The organism is Leptospira broomii serovar Hurstbridge str. 5399, assembly GCF_000243715.2.
In the GTDB taxonomy this organism is placed as follows: domain Bacteria; phylum Spirochaetota; class Leptospiria; order Leptospirales; family Leptospiraceae; genus Leptospira_B; species Leptospira_B broomii.
The window spans coordinates 872,553-891,881 of sequence record NZ_AHMO02000008.1 but is presented as its reverse complement, the minus strand read 5'-3'; the positions used below and the strand labels follow the sequence as shown (position 1 = coordinate 891,881).

20 protein-coding genes are annotated in these 19,329 nt (G+C 33.8%); 12 read left to right on the top strand and 8 right to left on the bottom strand.

Features of this window, described 5'->3' with window-relative positions:
* Positions 1-139: 139 nt before the first annotated feature.
* From LEP1GSC050_RS20385 to LEP1GSC050_RS09635, 8 genes are all read left to right on the top strand, one after another.
* A complete protein-coding gene (locus LEP1GSC050_RS20385) occupies positions 140-1,540 on the top strand; it encodes a reverse transcriptase domain-containing protein (RefSeq protein WP_010571019.1) in 1,401 nt (466 codons plus the stop codon).
* Positions 1,541-2,184: 644 nt separating this feature from the next.
* The gene (locus LEP1GSC050_RS09665; protein ID WP_010571018.1) at positions 2,185-2,868 is read left to right on the top strand and encodes a hypothetical protein; all 684 of its coding nucleotides are present in this window, start codon (positions 2,185-2,187) and stop codon (positions 2,866-2,868) included.
* 1 nt (position 2,869) lies between these two features.
* Positions 2,870-3,751: a hypothetical protein gene (locus LEP1GSC050_RS09660; protein ID WP_010571017.1), complete on the top strand. Its 882-nt coding sequence runs from the start codon at positions 2,870-2,872 to the stop codon at positions 3,749-3,751.
* 52 nt (positions 3,752-3,803) lie between these two features.
* Complete coding sequence (locus tag LEP1GSC050_RS09655) at positions 3,804-4,265, top strand: CYTH domain-containing protein (protein WP_010571016.1); 462 nt, start codon at positions 3,804-3,806, stop codon at positions 4,263-4,265.
* A gap of 772 nt (positions 4,266-5,037) precedes the next feature.
* Positions 5,038-5,862, top strand: coding sequence for a hypothetical protein (locus LEP1GSC050_RS09650; RefSeq protein ID WP_010571015.1), 825 nt, complete (start codon positions 5,038-5,040; stop codon positions 5,860-5,862).
* 113 nt (positions 5,863-5,975) lie between these two features.
* Positions 5,976-6,578: a hypothetical protein gene (locus tag LEP1GSC050_RS09645; RefSeq protein ID WP_020987710.1), complete on the top strand. Its 603-nt coding sequence runs from the start codon at positions 5,976-5,978 to the stop codon at positions 6,576-6,578.
* A 46-nt stretch (positions 6,579-6,624) separates the two neighbouring features.
* On the top strand, positions 6,625-7,254 hold the full coding sequence (locus LEP1GSC050_RS09640) for a hypothetical protein (RefSeq protein ID WP_010571013.1): 630 nt from the start codon (positions 6,625-6,627) through the stop codon (positions 7,252-7,254).
* A gap of 161 nt (positions 7,255-7,415) precedes the next feature.
* Complete coding sequence (locus LEP1GSC050_RS09635; RefSeq protein WP_010571012.1) at positions 7,416-8,537, top strand: hypothetical protein; 1,122 nt, start codon at positions 7,416-7,418, stop codon at positions 8,535-8,537.
* A gap of 326 nt (positions 8,538-8,863) precedes the next feature.
* On the opposite strand, the gene LEP1GSC050_RS09630 is transcribed toward LEP1GSC050_RS09635, so the two are convergent.
* The 3 genes from LEP1GSC050_RS09630 to LEP1GSC050_RS20380 are packed head-to-tail and all read right to left on the bottom strand — an operon-like array spanning position 8,864 to position 11,316.
* Complete coding sequence (locus LEP1GSC050_RS09630) at positions 8,864-10,162, bottom strand: Y-family DNA polymerase (RefSeq protein ID WP_010571011.1); 1,299 nt, start codon at positions 10,160-10,162, stop codon at positions 8,864-8,866.
* On the bottom strand, positions 10,143-10,562 hold the full coding sequence (locus LEP1GSC050_RS09625; RefSeq protein ID WP_010571010.1) for a LexA family protein: 420 nt from the start codon (positions 10,560-10,562) through the stop codon (positions 10,143-10,145). The genes LEP1GSC050_RS09630 and LEP1GSC050_RS09625 overlap by 20 nt, the downstream gene beginning before the upstream one ends.
* Positions 10,563-10,602: 40 nt before the next feature.
* The gene (locus LEP1GSC050_RS20380; protein WP_010571009.1) at positions 10,603-11,316 is read right to left on the bottom strand and encodes an SOS response-associated peptidase; all 714 of its coding nucleotides are present in this window, start codon (positions 11,314-11,316) and stop codon (positions 10,603-10,605) included.
* 174 nt (positions 11,317-11,490) lie between these two features.
* On the opposite strand from LEP1GSC050_RS20380, the gene LEP1GSC050_RS09615 reads away from it, so the two are divergent.
* Together LEP1GSC050_RS09615 and LEP1GSC050_RS09610 are read left to right on the top strand one after the other, a co-directional pair.
* On the top strand, positions 11,491-12,111 hold the full coding sequence (locus LEP1GSC050_RS09615; protein WP_010571008.1) for a hypothetical protein: 621 nt from the start codon (positions 11,491-11,493) through the stop codon (positions 12,109-12,111).
* A 71-nt stretch (positions 12,112-12,182) separates the two neighbouring features.
* Complete coding sequence (locus LEP1GSC050_RS09610) at positions 12,183-12,614, top strand: hypothetical protein (RefSeq protein ID WP_010571007.1); 432 nt, start codon at positions 12,183-12,185, stop codon at positions 12,612-12,614.
* A gap of 354 nt (positions 12,615-12,968) precedes the next feature.
* Here LEP1GSC050_RS09610 and LEP1GSC050_RS09605 read toward each other — a convergent pair whose 3' ends face one another.
* Together LEP1GSC050_RS09605 and LEP1GSC050_RS09600 are read right to left on the bottom strand one after the other, a co-directional pair.
* Positions 12,969-13,379: an LIC_13246 family protein gene (locus LEP1GSC050_RS09605; protein ID WP_010571006.1), complete on the bottom strand. Its 411-nt coding sequence runs from the start codon at positions 13,377-13,379 to the stop codon at positions 12,969-12,971.
* 40 nt (positions 13,380-13,419) lie between these two features.
* Entirely contained in the window at positions 13,420-14,079 is a 660-nt protein-coding gene (locus LEP1GSC050_RS09600; protein ID WP_010571005.1) for a tyrosine-type recombinase/integrase, read from the bottom strand.
* 221 nt (positions 14,080-14,300) lie between these two features.
* Between LEP1GSC050_RS09600 and LEP1GSC050_RS20965 the strand changes: the two genes are divergently transcribed.
* Entirely contained in the window at positions 14,301-15,080 is a 780-nt protein-coding gene (locus LEP1GSC050_RS20965; protein WP_010571004.1) for a hypothetical protein, read from the top strand.
* A 129-nt stretch (positions 15,081-15,209) separates the two neighbouring features.
* Positions 15,210-16,325 carry a hypothetical protein gene (locus LEP1GSC050_RS09585; RefSeq protein WP_010571003.1) on the top strand — a complete coding sequence of 372 codons (1,116 nt, stop codon included), beginning with the start codon at positions 15,210-15,212 and terminating at the stop codon, positions 16,323-16,325.
* A 223-nt stretch (positions 16,326-16,548) separates the two neighbouring features.
* On the opposite strand, the gene LEP1GSC050_RS09580 is transcribed toward LEP1GSC050_RS09585, so the two are convergent.
* From LEP1GSC050_RS09580 to LEP1GSC050_RS09570, 3 genes are all read right to left on the bottom strand, one after another.
* Positions 16,549-17,355, bottom strand: a complete 807-nt coding sequence (locus LEP1GSC050_RS09580; protein ID WP_010571002.1) for an SH3 domain-containing protein — start codon at positions 17,353-17,355, stop codon at positions 16,549-16,551.
* A 316-nt stretch (positions 17,356-17,671) separates the two neighbouring features.
* Positions 17,672-18,217 (bottom strand): hypothetical protein, encoded by a 546-nt coding sequence (locus tag LEP1GSC050_RS09575; protein ID WP_010571001.1) that lies wholly within the window; start codon positions 18,215-18,217, stop codon positions 17,672-17,674.
* On the bottom strand, positions 18,214-19,257 hold the full coding sequence (locus tag LEP1GSC050_RS09570; protein ID WP_156895957.1) for a hypothetical protein: 1,044 nt from the start codon (positions 19,255-19,257) through the stop codon (positions 18,214-18,216). Before LEP1GSC050_RS09570 ends, LEP1GSC050_RS09575 begins: the two co-directional genes overlap by 4 nt.
* Positions 19,258-19,329 lie beyond the last annotated feature (72 nt).

The following is a 19,329-nucleotide window of genomic DNA, read 5'->3' as shown; positions in this document are numbered from 1 at the left end:
CCTGTCAACTAAAAAGTATTAATAAAAACATAAAGTGAATTTCTGTATTAAGCTTGACAAAAAATATTGGGTCAGATTAATATTGTTCTTATAAAAGCAATTTATTGCTTAGTTGAGGTGAGGAACATACGAAATATTAATGGCAAAGTTGTACTTAAAAGACAAAGAGTTTTCGCAAGAAAACAAAGCGAAGATAGTTAAAAGATTTCGTGAAAAGCTAAAAGAAATAGAAGATTCCGAGAAATCTCTGGAATATCTCCACAACTTTGTAATCTTTCAGATACAATCCCAAAGTTATATAGATTTTAATCTTTCTGATCAAGTTTCCCCATATTTAATAGGACAAGCCCTATTAAAACTAAATAGAAAATCAGTTAGAGGTTTAGATGGGGTAGACATTTACCTCCGTTTTAAACAGGGAATTAGAGTCTGTAGAGCGATCTCCAGACGAATACAGAGAGGTTTATATAGCCCAAGCCCTTATAGGATAGCAGAGTTCGTAAAAGACCCCTCAGAGCCTTCTAATACTCGTAAAATAGGTATATTCTCGACTACTGAGAAAATCATTCAAAGAATTTTAGTCGATATTTTAGAGCCAATTTACGAGCCACTATTCCTTCCTAATAGTTTCGCATACAGACCAGGACGATCCACCTACAGCGCAATTGAATATTTAAAAGAAACTCTTATCTCAAATGAATACAGATTCTGCATCAAAATCGATATTAAAAAATACTTTGATACAATCGATCATTCTTACCTTTCTAGAATGCTCAACAATACTATTAGATCTCAGGACATTAAACAGTACATTCGAGAATTTCTAAAATCCTCAAAACTTGAAAAACACCAGTATGTAGAGAATTCGCGAGGCACTCCGCAAGGATCGATTCTTGGACCAATCCTTTCAAATATTTTTCTTCACCATGTATTAGATAAACCAGTTAAAAGTGAATACCCAAATGTAGAGTTTATTCGCTACGCCGACGATATAGTATTCTTTACTAAAACTAATGAAGAAGCAAAAAATCTCTACAATTTAATTCTAAAACAGTTATATAGCTATAATCTAAGTATTTCTATAAAAATCCAACAATACCTATTTGATTTAGAAATAGAAGAGGTTCATTTCCTCGGGTTTACATTTAAGAAGGAAAATGGGAAAATCCAAATTTCCCCTAATGAACTTCGGATTATAGATAAATGTCAAAAATACTCTAATATTTTCTTAAGAACATTAGAGAAATACGGTGAATACTCAGTTATAGATTTAAGAGAATATATTGGGCAAGAAATACCGAAATCAATTCTCAAAGCATCACTCTTTAAACAGATAGATAGATTCAAGAATTCTCTACAACAGTATCGAACCGCAACAGTTGATCAGTCTAACATTTTAGCAGAAATAAAACTCCTACTAATAGAACTGAAAGACCAACTGTTTAGGTTTAATATTAGTAGAAATAGAATTAGAACTGTAATGAGATACAGTGAAACTAGGCTACTGAAAACAGTACAAACGGAGGAAACAACAGTATAAACATAGAATAAATAACAGAAGTAACAAATGTAATGGAAATCTGAAAAAATAGAGATTCGGCGGGAGTATGAATACACTGGTAGATCTCGGTAATTATTGAATTTATTTAGTTTTTATTATTTTTAGAATTTAATTCATATTTGAAAGCTATGAAAAAATTTTGAGAGTTTTAAATCTAAAATAGAGCTTTCATTTCTCGTAGTTAAGCTTATGCGAGAGTCTATTTAAGGAATTCAAGAATGCGAAAAAATATTCAGAATTTGTAGAGCGATATGGTTTTTGAGGACCATCGCAGGATCGCGGAAAAACCTCAAATATACTCGTAGTAACAATAAAAATAGTAAAAATTTATTTTAGAAAAATGAAAAACATTATCAGAAGGTATGAACAATGCCAGCATTATTAAAGAAGTAAATTATCAAAATAGAATAGTAGAAAAAATTAAATTAATAAGAATAAAAAATACATTACCAAAATCAAAAACAATGAGGGGTTCTTCTCTACCGATGTGCACAAGGCGGAGAGGATTCCTATAAAGAAGGTTAGAACATAACCACCAAGTTCAAAAAAAAGATAACTTAAAAGCGAGCCTAAGTTATTTTTCGAGATATTATATAAAGAAAAAACAATAAAGGAAATATAAAATGACGATTAAATCAGTAAAACAAGCATCGAAACAATCCGCAAAGAAATCAGCGAATGGAGATTCGATGAAAGTTAAAAAACCCAGATTTTTCAAAAAACTACCTGGAATTGATAAACTGTTTGAGAAAGCCGAGAACGATCGAAATGCTTTGGATGCAATTTGGTTTATTTATAGTTATCAATGGGAATGCTTATCTGTTTCATATTGGAAATATGAGCACGGACTATTGGCAAGTATTATGAATGCAGGGTATATACCATTCGAAGTCCTCGAAGAATCACGATCGTTACTTTCAGAATTCGGTAAATACATTGGTCGAGCAGATGCGAGAGATCTTAAAAAGGCTAATAGAATTCTTAAAAAACTCTCCGATAAATTGGCCGACGATTTACTATCGCGAAATATCGATCCTTGGCTACTTAGAAGTTCTTTGGTCTCAGAATCATTGTACACTTGGAGATTAGCAGGTTTAAATGGAATTAATGCCGGTTATAAAGTAATGCGCGGAGAATTTGATATGACTAAAAGGTTTAGAAAATTGCAAAAAACTACGCATCAAGTGTTAGAGTACTTCAATGACCCCGAAAAAGAAAATAGGGAACTCATTCGAGCATTGGTAGAGTGCGGCTGGGCATTGTCTTACCGAGATTTTAGTCATACGTTAAAAGTTGGAAGAAGATAATATGAGCCAAAACGAATATTTTATAAGACATACTAGCGTCTTGGAAATGTACAAAGAAGACCTATATAATCTATTTAATCAAAGAGAAATCGCAATTCATTTTGAATCGATTGATTCTATTGATCCTGATAAGTATACTGGTCCTGTCGCCAAGGGAAATATTCGTCGATTTGCCGAATTTGCTTTAACAGGAGGTTACGTATGGTCGGATTACTCTTCGATTGGTAAGAGCATAATTGGGCGAGTAAACCCTTTGCAAGAAGTAATTTATCGTGACGTTGATGTTAGATCTGAGTTCAAAGATAAACCAGAATTTATAAAAAATCCAAAAATTAAACTTAAGATAATCCGCTTAAATAGAGAAATTCAAGTCGTAAATAGCTCCGATCTACTGATGGCGAAAGCTCGTAGGCCAAGACAAGGAACGTTTGTTCACTGGCGCAGTATGAACGGATTATTAAGAAGAATAATTGAAAATAAAGGAATAATTAAGATTGAAAAATGGGCGGATCTTACTCCTGACCAACAAGAGGTGGTTGTTGCTGAATATTTACGATGCAAGAAGAATCCACTGAAACATCTCTTGATGCCAATTGGGAGAACTTTAAAAGGTATTGATATCTATGGCTATACTGAAAATGGAAAAGTCCTATTCTGCCAAGTTACTAATTACAAAGAAGATTCTAAAGCTATTAAAGAAAAATTGAAAGCTATAAAGGATTACGAAGAATCCGATAGTGAATTGTTATTTGTATGTGAAAAATCTAACGATACGGAAAAGATTATAAATGAAAATCGTTCCAAAATTAATTTTATTTATATTGAAGAAATCGATCGGTGGCTTAAGTCGAATGAAGAATTCTTGATGAAATTATCAAAATGAAGTAATCAATGAATCCTGCAAGAATGCACGTAAGAGGGGATTTTAATTCTTTATGGAAATAGAAAGGAAGTTTCTAGTTTGTAACGAAGAATACAAGAAATTAGCTCAGCCGGAGCATATTGTTCAAGGTTATCTTAATTCAGATAAAAGTCGAACCGTTAGAGTTCGATTAAAGGAAGCGAAAGGTTTTATAACTATAAAATCAGTAACCGTAGGAATCTCTCGGGAAGAATTCGAATATGAGATCCCAAATGATGATGCTAGACAGATTCTTGAAAATATTTGTGAAAAACCAATCTTAGAGAAGAACCGTTATTCGATAAATTACCGGGGATCTATTTGGGAAATAGATGAATTTCTCGGAGATAATCAGGGACTCGTAGTTGCGGAAATCGAACTAGATGATCCAAAGCAACTATTCGAAAAACCGGACTGGATCGGAAAAGAAGTGTCAGACGATCCAAGATATTTCAATTCTAGTTTAATAAAGAATCCATTTAAAACTTGGAAATGAAAGTTAAATAATTACAAGTAAATATCATAGAATTCTTATTTTATGTCAAAGACGATACTTTTAATATTAACCTAGTTACACGAAAGTAGGCCCTTTTTCGCTCAAAAAGAGGATACGGTAAAGATGAGTAGAAAAGAAAAATACTTTCTTGAGAATAAAAAGCACGCAGTCACCGAACACTTTCTGGTTCATTTGTATTTAAAGAAGATTCCCTATCATTAGGAATCGGTTATTTTGTGTTGTTACAACGGAATGTCCAAAACCATCATATTCCCCAAGCTCATTCCAACCTACCAACCAGCATTCATCTATTAGTTAAATATAATCCTTCCCAACCTTATAAGGGTCCCGTCTTTCTTAATTCTTCATTGGATTGGCAAATTAAGTAGTAATTCATTTTTTACAATTTGTTTGATTTGTCCTTCGTTAAACCGATAGAAGGTGGGAAATATAAATGGACCTTACGGTCAGCCTACTTGGAAAAGAAGCTGGTCCCGGACACTAAACATCGTCTTCTTTCGACTCTAAGCATACTTTTCATACATCTAACTGATTATTAATTTTCTTTTTCTTTACGCGACGTACTGATTCTGTTGGAGGCGGTGTAGCTTTAGTTAGGACGCTATCTTTACAGATAGTCTTTATATAAATTTCCTTAGTAAAAAACAGTTGGCACAAAACATCGAATGCGGATTTTAGAGGATGACGTAGATATTATTCAATGAACGACATTTCTACATTTCTTGGCATTTTCTAATTAAGGATAATAATTATGCGAACAGGAAACATTACTTTATTGGTTCTCTTAGTTGTGTCAATTACAATTACGGCAAGTCCCAAATTGGAATTAACTACGAAAGCTCAGGACTACTACGATCGAACAAAATTTGGACCTTCCGGAATATTTTCCGATCCGAGTTGGGCATTTGTTAAGAGTTTAATTATTCACTCTGTATTAATAAATTCTAAAATTACTTATCCGGACGCCATTCAAAATTGTATAAATGATCCTATTTGTTTTCCCTATAGCTTGATTCAGTGGTCGATAGCAGATGCAAAAGAAATTGATTTAGTCTTTCAATCCCTAATTCAAATAAATTTGATTCAAAAAATAGAAATAATCCCGAGTAGTGGAATTTCAGTTAAATATAATCCTCAAGCCATTCCATTGCTTTATAATAAATTTTATGAAGATGCAAAAAATACATTTTCTGGACCTCAACTTCAAGAAATATATAACTTAAAAATTAAAAAATGGCTTCGTGCTCGAGTTAAAATGACTAGAGCAATACTTTCGAACAAATTAAGGTTTGAAAATCTTTCGTCAGAATACGAGTATGGTTCACAAAATGATCCAAATTTTAATGGGACCGCTGCCTCTACTAATATTTCAAAGCTAATAGGTTGCTCAGTATCTGATTTGTCGACATATAAGGATATTCCTGGATTCAAATGCGATGAACGTTGGGTAGGGATGCTAGTTCGAAGAAACAATGATGGGTCATTACCAGTCATTTTACAAACAATCAATCAGATATTGAAAGATTTTGACTTCGAAGAATATCAAAAGGGCACTTTATCTTTGGAATCTGAATGATTTAATCTATATTTTATTGGCAAACTGTTTGAAAGAATAGCGTTGAAATAAAAAAAGGGTTATCCTTTTTAATTAGTGTTCGCGGAATGCCATAAAAAATAAAGGAGTTATTTATGATAAAAATATTTAGAAAGGCTGCGGAATTAATTTTAGGTATATATTATATACTTAGTTTAAAAATCCAAATTAATAGGAACAGACTTTATAAGAAATTCTATATTTTGCTTTTTATCTTACTTTGTTTTCCGGCATACGGTCAAAATTCTAATTCGGTGTTTCATTTCGATACAGAGAATGAGTATATTGATTTTTACTATGCTCTAAAGCCGCTTCTTATACAAATTTATCCTAAAGTTTCAACAGCTTGGGTTCAGAGAAATACTTCACAGTATGAATCGGATCTTGAAAATATAGTACGATTAGCGGATCGAGATTACAAGAATTATAGGAAAGTTTCTATTGTTAAAATGGGCACAAGCGATTTAGGACCTATGGTCACCCCCGTTATATCGAGCGGAGTTGTACTAATGGCTAAAAGAAAAAAAACAGTAGGTAATGAATCAAGTTGGATAGTTGTAATTGGTTTTTTGAAGAATGGCGAGATATTAATTATTAATGATTCTAAGTTAGACGCAATGCTTGAGATTCCTGTAAAAGATATTGGATCTGCTTATTATTTTTTAGTCGAATCTGATAATGCCCAGAAGAAGAACTAACGAATTAAATTATAAAATTATCACTAATTAAACGGTTTGGATAAGTATGAAAAAACTATCAATTGTCATTATCCTGTTAATTTTAAGCGGGGTTGCCTGCCAGAGTTTTCAAAAAAAGAGAACTCAAGAATTGACGGAAGATTTTAAAAATGTACTGAGCGATTCGAAAGTTTTAATTCGACAACTAGTACCCCCAAAGTTCGAGGTTGTTCCTGTTGATTCTGAAGTTCCATTTCATTACGATTACGCTTTAAAGTCGGCAGAATTGGAAATAGAAATACGTTATAAGATTATTTCGATTCCGGCATATATGAAAGAATTTGAAGAATTTAGGAAGAATAATCCGAAAGCAGTTCTCGTTCCACCTAAGAAAACAGACTATTTGAATCAATTTATTCTGAACCTGCAAAATCTAGCTGGTAAGTCAGAAAATATTTTCTCTACGAAACCTTTTCCGGAGAAAGCAGTTAAGGAAGAATTTGGAGCTGATTGGGGAAGTAATTCCTTTTTAAAATTAGATCTTTCGTATGATAAAAAGTATAAATTTTGTAGTATGACTGTGCTCCATAAAGACAATGTAGCGGATATATACATAATGTATTTATCGAATGATAAAGAAAAATTGATAAAATTTTTAAGCGGAACTTATCTGTATTACAATTTAATATATCAATGAAATTATATTAAGTAGATTGCGAATGAAATTTACAAATTAAATCCTGCTGGATGCCAAGATTTAGAATATTAGAAAAAAAATATACTAACAATTATGAAATGAATTACATCTTTCATTATAGACAATACGAATAAAATCTAAAATACACTTAAGGATGAAAAATGGTTGACCCAAATTTTGATATTATTAAATCGAAAATCAATATCTTAGTTCGAATTTATTTTAATTTTATAAAATTATCTATTTTAATCTTCGGGTTAACAATTTCTCTGATTGAATTAAGGGCAGAATCCTATCCTTTTTTGGATACTTGGGAAGGTGAGTATATCTATTATCTAGATCATCGGTATCCCCGGAATTTAAGAATTGTTGGAATCTTGAAAGTTGACGATTCTACTGTATTCGTTCGCAGCAAATCGGTAAATTCAAACGAGGTGACTATCGTCTCGGCGAAAATCAGCTTAAAAGATGGCGTAATTGCATTTAAACCGGATAAGGAGTATGCAGGTTCCGCTTCTCGGGATAATCAATATGTATTTTTGGATTTGGCAAATTGGGGTTTATTAAATCCCAAAGTTCCTTCAACTCAATTATCAACGATAGATACGTATAGTTTGTCTGACCCGTGGCCAGAATTTAATTATACACTTAATTTTAAATATGCTTATTGGGCACCGCTATTTAAAATTATTTCTATTTCACATTTGGAAAGTAAAGGAGTGAAAGGCTTTAAAGTTATTAAAATTGGTCGAATTGGTCGGGAAGTTGATGAATTCTTGCAATTTGAATATGAGTCCTTAAAAGTAAAATTACCGGCTAAACAGGATTATAAAGTTCCAGTTGCAGAAAAAACTGTATTAACGGTCGACGGTGTAAAGTTGCCTTTGGACCGAAATTGGAAAACGGAAGAGCAATTAGGAATAAGAAAATCTCTCTCTCCTACTTACGGAATAGATTTAAAATCAAAAAGGGACGCGGAAATGTCTGTTCAGAAAATTCCAATTGAGAAGGGGACAAATACTGATGCAGTAATTCGTCGCTATCTCTCCGGAATCGATGGCATCGACTACGACTCAATTCATCATAGCCTGTATAAAGGATTTTCTAAGATTGAGTTTAATACCTTCATGAAGAGTAGGCAACCGAATCGGTTTTCATACATTTTTATTCCTGGTGATGAATTTGTAAGAGTCATTGCCTTTTCATCGTTCCTTTCTGCTTACATTTCAAATACGAATTACTTCGAAAAAATATTGCAGGCAATCGAAATAGAGCCAATATAATGTACTCGTAAACTGTTGCTAAAATCTTATATTCGTTTGCGAGAAATTGAAAAGTAATTGAGAGCCCGTAGAAGGTGTGGTTGATATGAATCTTATCGATTGAATCGGGGACTGGCTTCAAAATAAAAAGATTATTTTAGGGACGTTTTGGGTTTAAAGAATATAGAGGAAGTTTAGATTTACTTGAAATCACCTTTCAATATTATTGTTCTTTGTGTTCGGCATTAATTTCTTAGTTCTTATTGGATTCGTCTGCTGCGTAATGAGTTTTTACGTAATTCTAACGAGAAAACCAGTTGTTTATTTGTCGAAATCAATTTCAAGAACTATAGTCTTGAATTAATAATTGGCAGGTCCTGCCATCTAGTCGTTACGTGAGGTGATATCTTTCCTCTCCTCATTCGCCAGTTTTTCTTTCCGAAACCCGTAATTGCTGTTCGAATTTTTCCAGAATAATACGCCGCATTGATTCCGACAATTGCTTCAGTAACGCGGGTATCGGATTCTTCGTAAAATAAATCCCTTTGCAGTTGGTCCCCAAAAACTAAATCAGAAAGCATTATTCCTGATTTCTTGTATAGATGATCCTCTCTGTAGATTTCCTGAAGAGCCGCTATACAATATTTCTGTAGTTCGAATAGATCTCTAGTTGCTACAGGTAGTTTAACAAAGATACTTTCTGAATATTGTTTTTCCTCTCTTTTGAATGGATCAGTTCGAATAAAAATGGTGAGTGTTCGAGTATAACGATTTTCTTTCCAGAGCTTCTCAACAGCCCGAGAAAGGTAAGTTGTAGTGGCCTCTGTAAGATTACGAAGATTTGAAATTCTTTCTCCGAAGGCACGAGAAACAACAATTTCCTTTTTGGAAGGAATTGAAAATTCTAATTCGTTACAGACATGTCCTCTAAGCTCATATGCTATCCTTAACCCAATGACGGTCATGTTTTTTTTAATCCAATCGTTTCGTAGTCGAATAAATTCCCAAGGATTGGTTGCCCCAATGCTTCTGAGAAGCCTTTGGTAGGCAGCTCCAAAACCCCAGATTTCGGATATATCGAAAGAGGACAGAACTTCTTCTTGGTCAGCAATGGGATCTATGAAAAAGACTCCGTCACAGCTAGTATCTAATTTTGCTCTGCTGTTTGCAAGTTTCGCTAACGATTTAGTGACTCCAATTCCGACTGAGACAGGTAAACCGAGCCATTGATTAACTCTATTTTTGATTTTCTTCCCGAGAGCTTCTAGAGCCTCTCCAGAGTTAGTGAGACCTGTTAATTCAAGAAAACATTCATCGATAGAGTAGGCTTCGACATCAGGACAAATAGTTTCTAATACCTCTTGAAACCTGCGACTCATATCTCCATATAAAGCATAATTGCTAGAAAGTGTTATAAGATTTGCTGTTCCTGGTAGATCTCTCGCTTGGAAAATAGGCATGCCCATTCTGATGCCAAGAGCTTTAGCTTCTGCACTTCTGGAAACAGCACAACCATCGTTATTGGACATGACGACTAACGGAACATTTTGTAGATCAGGTCGGAATGCTCTTTCGCAGGAAACGTAGAAATTGTTTACGTCGACAAGTGCAAAGAACCTTTGCTCCCTAGAATCTATGGAGGACATAAGTAACAATTCCCCAGACTTGAACCTCGGAATTGGGTTCAATAGGAATGATTCGTGCGTTATCATCTCTTCCAAGAAAGCATAAGTAATCGCCAATTTTACCAATCCGTCGAAGAGTAAATTCTCCTTGATAAGTCACAACAGCTAGACTGTTATGAACGGGCAAGAGTGAACGATCGATCACGACAAAATCATTGTCATGGATTCCAAACTCCTTCCAAGCATCACCTGTGATACGCATGTAAAACGTAGTCGTAGGATTTCTTTCCAACAATTCCTTCGGGTCTAATCTTTTTTGTAAGTAATCATCCGCTGGTGATGGGAAACCTGCTCGCACCCTCAATTTTAATAATGGTATCTTAACGATATCCGGCTCTCTATGAATTTGAGTAACACTCATGGTTACATGCGTATAGTAAATATATGAAAAGGCAAGTACTTCAGAATAATTCAGAAGAATTTTCAGAGAGAGAGATTTCGTCGAGGCAACCTTCCCCCTGAATACGATTTTTTGTGCTGAAGATTCTGTTAGAAACAGGATAAACTTTCATACCCTCTTCTGGAAAAGTCTTAAAGAAGGAAGATATATGTTCTTTCGTCGTTAATTTTTCATCAAGCCAAGCTTCATAGCTCTCAGGTGGTAGAATCACTGGCATCCTTTTTTTATCATGATACATCGCAATAAGTTCGTTTGCGACTGTTGTAATTATTGCGAAGCTGATTAGCTCATCCTTCGTATTCGGATCGTGCCAACGGGAATAAATTCCGGCCATACCAAAGGGCGCATTATCCTTCATCCTAATTGCGTAGGGTTGTTTTTGTCCTTTTGGTCCTTTGGCTTCATAAAAAGCATCAACAGGAACAATACAACGCTGCGTATAAATTTGCTTTTTAAATGATACCAAATCGAAGATAGTTTCCGCTTTAGCATTGAAAGTAGTATAATTGAAAGCCTCCTTTAGACTTCGAGATTGCTCATTTACGAGCCAGAACATAGCGTCCTCGACAGTGTAATCGATTCCAGGCTTGAGAATTATCTCGGCTCCTTCCGTAAGAGCAATATTGTAACGGCTTTTTAGCTCATTAATAGTTTTAACGAATTTGAAGGATTTCGATTTTGACCACTTGTTCGATTGAGCTATTCGAGAGCACATAATGAGAATGAAAGTAAGTTATTCGATTCCTTAGACGACTAATTCTATATTTTCTGAAAAATAATATATGCTATAAATATGTTAAGTATAATCGCAAATTTCAAAACATGGCAATATGTGTAAAAAATGAAAAACTTCCGTATATAAAAGATACATATTCTCTCAGAAATGAAAATGTATTCTAATAAAGTAATTATCAGTTTAATATTTTTCGCTTTAGTTTTAAGTTCCTGCGAACCGCAAAAAGTTTTAACAGTAAAACTTCCCGTTGACATGGTCGGAATTTGGAAACCGATGAATATCGAAAACTTACGATCAGGTGATACTTATGTGTTCTCGAAGAAAGGAACTGCATTTTTCTTTTTTGATCCCGCCGTTTGTATAAAACGAGAAAGGGCGATATTTGGCGAATCGCTATTTAGTTCTTACGGTCTTACAATTTATTTCTATAAGACACTACAATTAGAGGGGGGTGATTTGAATAAAATAACAGAAAAATGTAATACAAAAGGGTTTCAAACTGATATTAATGAAAAGCTAATCGAGTTAGAAGAAGGAAATTATAAAATAATCAGCTATTATGATTTTACTCAGAAGCCTTCCAGCTCGGAACTAGAGGATTTTGTAACATTTAAAATAGCGGGAAAAGAGTTCTATAAGTTTAGTAGATTCCCTGAACATTTTCAAGAAGTCATCGACTATGAAATTACTGACGAAAGAAGACTGTATACGAAGCAAGGAGATATTTACGTTCGCACTAATGGAAAAAGGCCAGCACGAGTAGTATTCGAGTAATTATAACTAAAAAATTCCAGCTCATGAACATCTACTAACTAAATAGTAAATTATCTATTTAGGAATTACTGATGAATAAAATATTCGGCTTAAGCTTTGATTTGGATACAGCATCTATGACTGACTCGGGAGTCACGGAGTCTGAAAGAACTAAAATGTATGCATTCGAGCTTCCAATTTTCTTATCAGAACTTGGATTCGCAAAACACGAACTGGGGTCTGTTTATAAAACTGCCTTATTTGATAATTCAGATAGTCTTATAAAAGCTCTTAAAAAAGAATTAGAAATACAAAAACCAAAGTTTGCTTATTGGATAAAAAGTTGCGCTATTTTTGTCCTAGAGCCATGGAGCGACGTAACTTTACTTTTAAAATACGGATCTTCAAAACCGAAGGCAGAAAAAAGGAATCTACAAAAATTAAAAGGAAAACGAAAGAAAGTAAAACAGTCGAAAAAGTTAAAAGATAAGAAGTCGAAAGGAAAATTAAATGAAGAAGTTTAAAAATCGAAATCGGCAATAGAAAGGAAGAGATCCCACCAGGGAATTTGGTAATATGCGGATATCATATATTTCCAAGAATTTACGCTTTATAATTCATTTTGAATGTTATTGGAACAAGAAATGCTTCGGAGGGAAGGTTCATGCGGTGATAGGAAAATCAATACTATTGTCTAATTTTTCTTTTACGGGTTTTAAGAACTTAAATTTTTATATAATAAGCTTTATCGGGAAAAAATCCGGGATCTACCAATTTTGATTTAAGGAAATAGTTTAACAATCCCGCGATCGGAAGCGTTCCACTGATATTCGAAGAATGGATACTCTTCTTTAAATTTGGGATGTAATCATCTTCATTCACATAGTTTCGTCCAAATCGAGCATTGTTAAATCATCGATGGCTGCGGAATTTTCATTATAAATATCAGTTAAGTTCGTAATATGAAATGCCGGGTGATCTGAGATTCCTCTATTCTTAAATTCATCTCGTTCTCGTTGGATTCCATCGATATGAACCCATGTCCATTTATGAATTTTATCCTCATTCGATATTAAGTGAGCTTGAACAAAATACTCATAATTATTTAAGCCTAATGATTTACAAAAAATTCGAATATTTGGAGCAATTAACAATTTCTTTTGAAAAACTCGTATGGGATCGTCTTGCCTTCCTAATGCTGTTTCGTAATAGGTAATTAGAGATTCTAGGATCTTTTTAAATTTATCGATTCCAATAGCATCGATTTCTTTCCAGGTGTTTATTTGCATGTAGCTCCTCCTAAATAAATAATGTAAAAAAATTGAATTTTTAATCCCAAGTTAGAAATTTATTCCCATCGAAGAACCTGGGAGAATAGAATTTACTGCTCGTATTTGCGGAGGCGTGACCTAATAGTTTTTGAGTAGCAATTGAGCCAGCATATTCTAACATCCTTCTTCCAGCAGTATGGCGAATTGCATGACAAAATATATTACGGCCTTCTAAAGTTTTTACATTCCATGAACTAACTATAAGCTGAAGACCTCTTTTAGAGAGAGGAGACCTAATTGATTGGTGTCTTTTAGGTCGAGAAAGAAGAAAGTAATCTGAACTTATCCCGAATTTACTATGGTATTCTCGAATACTTTTAAGCGTATCTTCGGACAAAACTGAATAAGCTAATTTGCCCCCTTTTTTCCGGTATTTTACCAAAGTTTCACTTTTGGGAGAGTTTAAGAGATTGGAAAAGCATAATGAAACGATTTCTGCTGCTCTTAAGCCAGATCGGGACATTAGGAGAAAGATAGCTCTGTTTCGATAATCCAATTCCGAAATTGGATTGGAGAATCTTTTAGAAAGAGTGCGCATCGTTTCGTCACTTAGTCCTCTACCGAACACTGACTCTTCAACGTCTTTTTTTCCAAATCCTCTACTAGAACGATTTCGATATGAATCTAGTTTAATGATTTTTGCAGTATTTCCAGGCATTTAATACCTCCAGACCATGTACTATACAAATGTATAGTACATGGGGAAATGTGCAACTCTTTTTTGAATAATTTTCAGCTAATTAGTTTTCTAAATCTAAGTTGGAATTAGATCGGTTTTCAAGTGAATTATTTAAGTTTCGGTTAACGGTAGTTTAAAAAACTTAGTTGAATAAAAGCATTAAAGAAAGAGAGGTAGTGGGATTTTAAAAGGAATCCAAAATGCCCGAGAAAGTATTGCCATTCTTAGATAGATTTAAGCACCCAGTTTTCAAGAATTCTTCATTTTTCTTTTTAACAATCAATTTTGATGTTCTCTATCCTCTCCTCGTTTCGACTATTTACCCTAAATATTATGAACCAATGTTAGAGGTAGAAAATGTAATTAAAACTATAGAGGATCATTACTACGCTCGGGCGATCTTACCTATCATTCTCGGATTTCTCATAGCTGCTATACTTCCTGTAATCGACGCGGGATACAGATTGCTTGGTGCTTATGTGGATAGAAAAAGGGAGAATCTAGTCACTAAAGAAGAAGAAAAAATATATCTAAGAAAAATAGATCTACTGAATTCAAAATTAAATTCTTTGATAGGATTTATAGAAGTCCCCTCAGAAAGAAGTATATTTAAAAAAATAAGCGACGATTCTCATTTGTATTTGTTTCCTTGCGATCAAAGTTTAACTGAAGCAACTTGGGTTAAGTATGATAGTAATAAACGAAAAATATATCCCGCTTCGAAAGGAGATCCAAATGTTCTTGGGGTAGTTTTAAAAGTTATAAATCGCGAAGTGGCCCTCGTCCTTAAATCCGGTATAATAAACGATCCTTCTCTTTTACGAATCAAAGAAAATGGCGTATATAATATTACCGAAAATGGAGGATTAGAAAAAGCAGATCAGTCACAAAGTATTCTGATTGAGAAATCGAATGATATTGTAACAGTGCAAGGCATCGCCGATCTTACAGTTGCAAACTTTTTGGACAGAGAAAAATAAGAAATCCTGAACTATTATAATTGAAATTCATTAAATGCAAAAGTAAAAACGCAAAATTTCATTATTTTCAAGTGCATGAAATTATCTGAAATGTGTAGTTGAAGCTGAAGAAATAACCCCATAAATTTTATGAATAAAAAAATTGCTTTTTTTCCTTGGGTCTCCTTCGAAGAACCTATCAAATTCAAAGAAATAGAACTAATTCCATATAGGAAAGGGGAATTGCCAGGAGGGGAAGAGCAAGCTATACTTGATAAAATTGGTAGCTTACATAAAATTCATAGTCAGCTGGAAATTTATTCCGGAACATTGATTCGTTATAAAGATGAACTACTGATTAGTATTCTAGAAGAGAAAGACTTGAGCAGATTGTACTTATTTTCAGACGTGCTAGCATTTTCAGCGTTATCTTCTCGCCAGTTTTTCTCTTACAATTACACAAATAAATCATCGTTTCAGCTCTTCGTGTATCCGTACGACGAGAAAAAAGAACATATTTCAATAATATCGAGAAGAACTGACGGGGAGGCAATGAGCGCAATTCCGTTAGAGTATTATTCAGTAATTCGCCCCTTTTACTGCTGCGACGACAGCCCGAAGTGTGATCAAATTTTGATATCTAAAATTTATGAATTTGCCCAAATAACAGCGGGTAAAAATATTTTTGAATCCATTCAAATTTTTAATATAGCAAATACTGATAGTGATCAACTCTACAAGCACATTGAAATTACCCTTTTATGCGGAGCGTTGGAAAGATTATTTGGAATAAATGGCGGGAAGTATAGTAATTTAGAAAGGGAATTCACAAAATACGTTCAACCAAAAATGAGGGTCGAGCCTAAACATTGTGATAGAATAAAAAATTATCCCAAACAAGATAAAGTAAATTCAATTATTAAAAAAGGAAAATCACTTACGGAAGTTTGGCTTTCTGATTTTTTCTTGTTGCGAGGTGAATATGCACATGGAAGAATACGCAGTAGCCAAGAACCAATTTGGTCTTTAAGCGAGCATATTTTGTTTTCTTCTTTTATTTTTCCGTTAGTAGTTAAGGCAATGATGAATAAAAATTTAGATTATGAATTGAATTCATCGGATAAGTTACATTTAGATTCTTTCGAATTATTGCTCTGCTCAAAGCCATTCGAAGGGAATAAACCTGAAACTCATTCATTTACCTGGAATAACATTTTGACGAAAGCTAGCTCGGCAACAATTTTATTCAATTTAATGAATTCATAGGCCATGCCTTAAGTCTTTCACATAATTAATATTTAAGGTGGATAGTGTCCTGAAAGTTTCGCACAATTAGAATATCTGATAAGGCTCTCGGGGACCGTCAAGCCGTGAGCTTTGAAATATTTAACTCTTTTAACTTCTCCATGCCGACATACTTTTTAGCTCCGCGATTATGGAGTCAATGTGACGAAGCTGTGATTGCAAGTCTAATAGCTAGATATCTAAACTAGTTTTTCATTTTTTCAAAAATGCAATTTCGAATTTTATATTTTGCAGTCGTTTTATTTGATACTTCTGTGACGGTATAATCCAGCTCGTCTAGAAAATACACACCACCATTCATTTCGTCAGATTTTAAATACTGACTTCCAGGTAGAGATCCATAAAAATTATCGCCCTCTGTAGATTTATTATACAAAGTAATATTTTGAAAACTGATCACAAGTAAACAAAGATTCGAATTTATTACTCTATCGGGTTTTAAGCTATGATAAATTACGAAAGGAGTATTCGACGTTAAATCAAAATATTCAAACTGCGTTTCTTCGTGAAAATCATACGTTACGATCTTTGATGTAACTAATATTCCATCAGGGATTGAAATATAGTAATTCTTTCCATATTGAGAGACTGCTTTGTCAAAAAAATCTTTTTCATTGTAGCTTCCTTTCGGAGCATATAGATTAGCGATCTGTTTCTCCGATAACGGTTTATCGTTAAAAATCATTATATATCGACCGAAAACCCAGCCTTCGATCCGGTCTCGTATTAAAATTTTGTACCAGTATTCATAGTAATTATTAATTTCTTCCGCACTTTCAGATCTTTCTAATATTTTTACTACGTCTCCCTTTTTTAATGAGGAAATTTTTTTAGAATTAACATTCCCGGTTATTCTTACATTAATATCATTGCCTCTAATAACGCCAAATTTTTCTGTAAGTTTCTTTTCCGGTTTAGATTTAACAATAGGGTTGCAAAAATATATGCAAGCAACTATTAAAAGCGACCTCAGTATCTTTATAAATATCATAATTCAGCGTATCTTAATTGATCGAAAAACGCGATCTATCCGAAACATTTCTCCTGTCTAAAATTCCAATAAATGCAGTTAACGTTTGTTAAGACAATTGAAAATTATGAAAAATAAAAGACAAGTAAATATAATTTTAAGGATGTTTGTGCCAGTTTTCATGCGATTAATTCAGACATTTGAATTAACGAAAGCACTGCTCCGAAGTTCAGTGCGGACTAGACCGGAATAAAAACAACGTACTTAAGCCAGATAGGGATAGAATGGACAAATTGTAGTAAGCAATGATTAAACAGGCCGATCTACTGATTCTCTTTTATTTCTCCTTCTTCGACAAATTCGTGTAATAAGCATTCCAATCATCTTCTAAAATATCTACGTTACCGAAACCTAAAAGAAAATCGACGAGTTCCAGAAAATTTAACTCCAAGGTGAGTCCAACTAAAAATGCGATTCTTAAACGAACGCGCCCGTAGCTGGAGATAGGAAAAGATCTTTTTCTAAGATCCACAGTAAGAAATCTTTTTCCTCTAAAAATAAAGTATTCGTCATTATATAAACTAAGTTCTTCCCCATGAACAAGATATTTATTTTGCCATCCTAACAATATAGTTCCCGAAACATCGTTATATGAACCACAATAAGAATATTTGCACCCTATAAGACTAGTATGAAATCCAAGGCCAGAGGAAACTGGACCTACGCTTCCAGAAATCCCGAGACCTGAATCAAAGGAAATTGAAACAATATCTCCTAAATCATTCCCTCGATCCTTGATATAATTTTTCGATCCAGTACATTGTAAAAATATTAGAATTGGTATGGTGAATGATATCGTAAGTTTAATTAGAATCCGAATCATTGTAAAACTCGCCAGATCCTTTCATCAGAAATGTTTTCATGACTATGAATATTGTGACTTCTTAAATCAGAAGTTTCATGGCAGCCAACTCTAAACGTAGGATCGAATTTTTCGATTCGTAATCGTTTTTGAATGGATTCTAATCTTTCTTCTTTTTTATCCATTTCCCATTGTTTTTTCTGAATCGAGCTAGCCACCTTTTCATATTCTAAATCGCTGAATAAAATTCTGATTGCCCAATGATATTCACCGGGCGCAATATTATTGGGCACTACGTAAATAAACTTTCGAAGTTCTAATCCAGTACGAGCATCGTTTATATATTCAAGCTTGGTCTTATCGATTCTTTCTTTTAAATAAAGATTCGAATCTTTATAAAGTATCATTTCTATTCCATCGAGAGAGCAGCTCGTATAGAAAAGTATCGGGATTTGATCTCCTGCAACCACATCTCTTTCGGGTTCTTGTAAAATCAATCGAACCATGCTTCCTCCAGATTGAGATGTATTCAGCAGTGCAAAGATACAAAGAAGCAACACTGAGGAAAATTTCACTCTTTGATAGGAATGTGCTTTTAAAGTCAAAGCTCGCCCAAGTCGTAAAGTTTTAAATTTTCTAATGCATCCGAGATAATAGAAGCTGATCAGTAACCAGGAGATGGGGATGCAAACTATATCTGTCCTATCAGCCATTCCAGGCGGACTGAATAAAAGATTTCGATAGAAAAAATCATTCCAAGACTGTTTCCAGTTTATAAATATGAAAAGAATATCTGTTAATAAAATACTGAATAATAAACAATAAAATTCTAAACTCTTATCGATAGAATCGTACGATTTTCGATTCCAGATGCTAAAACCGAAAAGAAATAAGTACCCAACAAAAAGTGGAGTAATAACTAAGCCTGAAACATCACTTAGCTTTCCAGTAACGACTCCTGGGTATACTCCCTTCCCCCATGAATCGTTTACAATCCAAGTAAGAAGGAGGAAAATTGATAATGGTCTGGATAGAAAATATAAGTTCCGATTGCCAATCATTCTCAATACTAATCCTGATCTTCGAATTCCTTGAATTGAGCATTTTGAAAAGATATTTTCTAAAAATACAGC

Bases quoted from the DNA above. Each gene is read 5' to 3' on its own strand.
- LEP1GSC050_RS20385 (WP_010571019.1), top strand. From the start codon at position 140: ATGGCAAAGTTGTACTTAAAAGACAAAGAGTTTTCGCAAGAAAACAAA.
- LEP1GSC050_RS09665 (WP_010571018.1), top strand. From the start codon at position 2,185: ATGACGATTAAATCAGTAAAACAAGCATCGAAACAATCCGCAAAGAAA.
- LEP1GSC050_RS09660 (WP_010571017.1), top strand. From the start codon at position 2,870: ATGAGCCAAAACGAATATTTTATAAGACATACTAGCGTCTTGGAAATG.
- LEP1GSC050_RS09655 (WP_010571016.1), top strand. From the start codon at position 3,804: ATGGAAATAGAAAGGAAGTTTCTAGTTTGTAACGAAGAATACAAGAAA.
- LEP1GSC050_RS09650 (WP_010571015.1), top strand. From the start codon at position 5,038: ATGCGAACAGGAAACATTACTTTATTGGTTCTCTTAGTTGTGTCAATT.
- LEP1GSC050_RS09645 (WP_020987710.1), top strand. From the start codon at position 5,976: ATGATAAAAATATTTAGAAAGGCTGCGGAATTAATTTTAGGTATATAT.
- LEP1GSC050_RS09640 (WP_010571013.1), top strand. From the start codon at position 6,625: ATGAAAAAACTATCAATTGTCATTATCCTGTTAATTTTAAGCGGGGTT.
- LEP1GSC050_RS09635 (WP_010571012.1), top strand. From the start codon at position 7,416: ATGGTTGACCCAAATTTTGATATTATTAAATCGAAAATCAATATCTTA.
- LEP1GSC050_RS09630 (WP_010571011.1), bottom strand. From the start codon at position 10,162: ATGTCCTCCATAGATTCTAGGGAGCAAAGGTTCTTTGCACTTGTCGAC.
- LEP1GSC050_RS09625 (WP_010571010.1), bottom strand. From the start codon at position 10,562: ATGAGTGTTACTCAAATTCATAGAGAGCCGGATATCGTTAAGATACCA.
- LEP1GSC050_RS20380 (WP_010571009.1), bottom strand. From the start codon at position 11,316: ATGTGCTCTCGAATAGCTCAATCGAACAAGTGGTCAAAATCGAAATCC.
- LEP1GSC050_RS09615 (WP_010571008.1), top strand. From the start codon at position 11,491: ATGTATTCTAATAAAGTAATTATCAGTTTAATATTTTTCGCTTTAGTT.
- LEP1GSC050_RS09610 (WP_010571007.1), top strand. From the start codon at position 12,183: ATGAATAAAATATTCGGCTTAAGCTTTGATTTGGATACAGCATCTATG.
- LEP1GSC050_RS09605 (WP_010571006.1), bottom strand. From the start codon at position 13,379: ATGCAAATAAACACCTGGAAAGAAATCGATGCTATTGGAATCGATAAA.
- LEP1GSC050_RS09600 (WP_010571005.1), bottom strand. From the start codon at position 14,079: ATGCCTGGAAATACTGCAAAAATCATTAAACTAGATTCATATCGAAAT.
- LEP1GSC050_RS20965 (WP_010571004.1), top strand. From the start codon at position 14,301: ATGCCCGAGAAAGTATTGCCATTCTTAGATAGATTTAAGCACCCAGTT.
- LEP1GSC050_RS09585 (WP_010571003.1), top strand. From the start codon at position 15,210: ATGAATAAAAAAATTGCTTTTTTTCCTTGGGTCTCCTTCGAAGAACCT.
- LEP1GSC050_RS09580 (WP_010571002.1), bottom strand. From the start codon at position 17,355: ATGATATTTATAAAGATACTGAGGTCGCTTTTAATAGTTGCTTGCATA.
- LEP1GSC050_RS09575 (WP_010571001.1), bottom strand. From the start codon at position 18,217: ATGATTCGGATTCTAATTAAACTTACGATATCATTCACCATACCAATT.
- LEP1GSC050_RS09570 (WP_156895957.1), bottom strand. From the start codon at position 19,257: ATGATTGGCAATCGGAACTTATATTTTCTATCCAGACCATTATCAATT.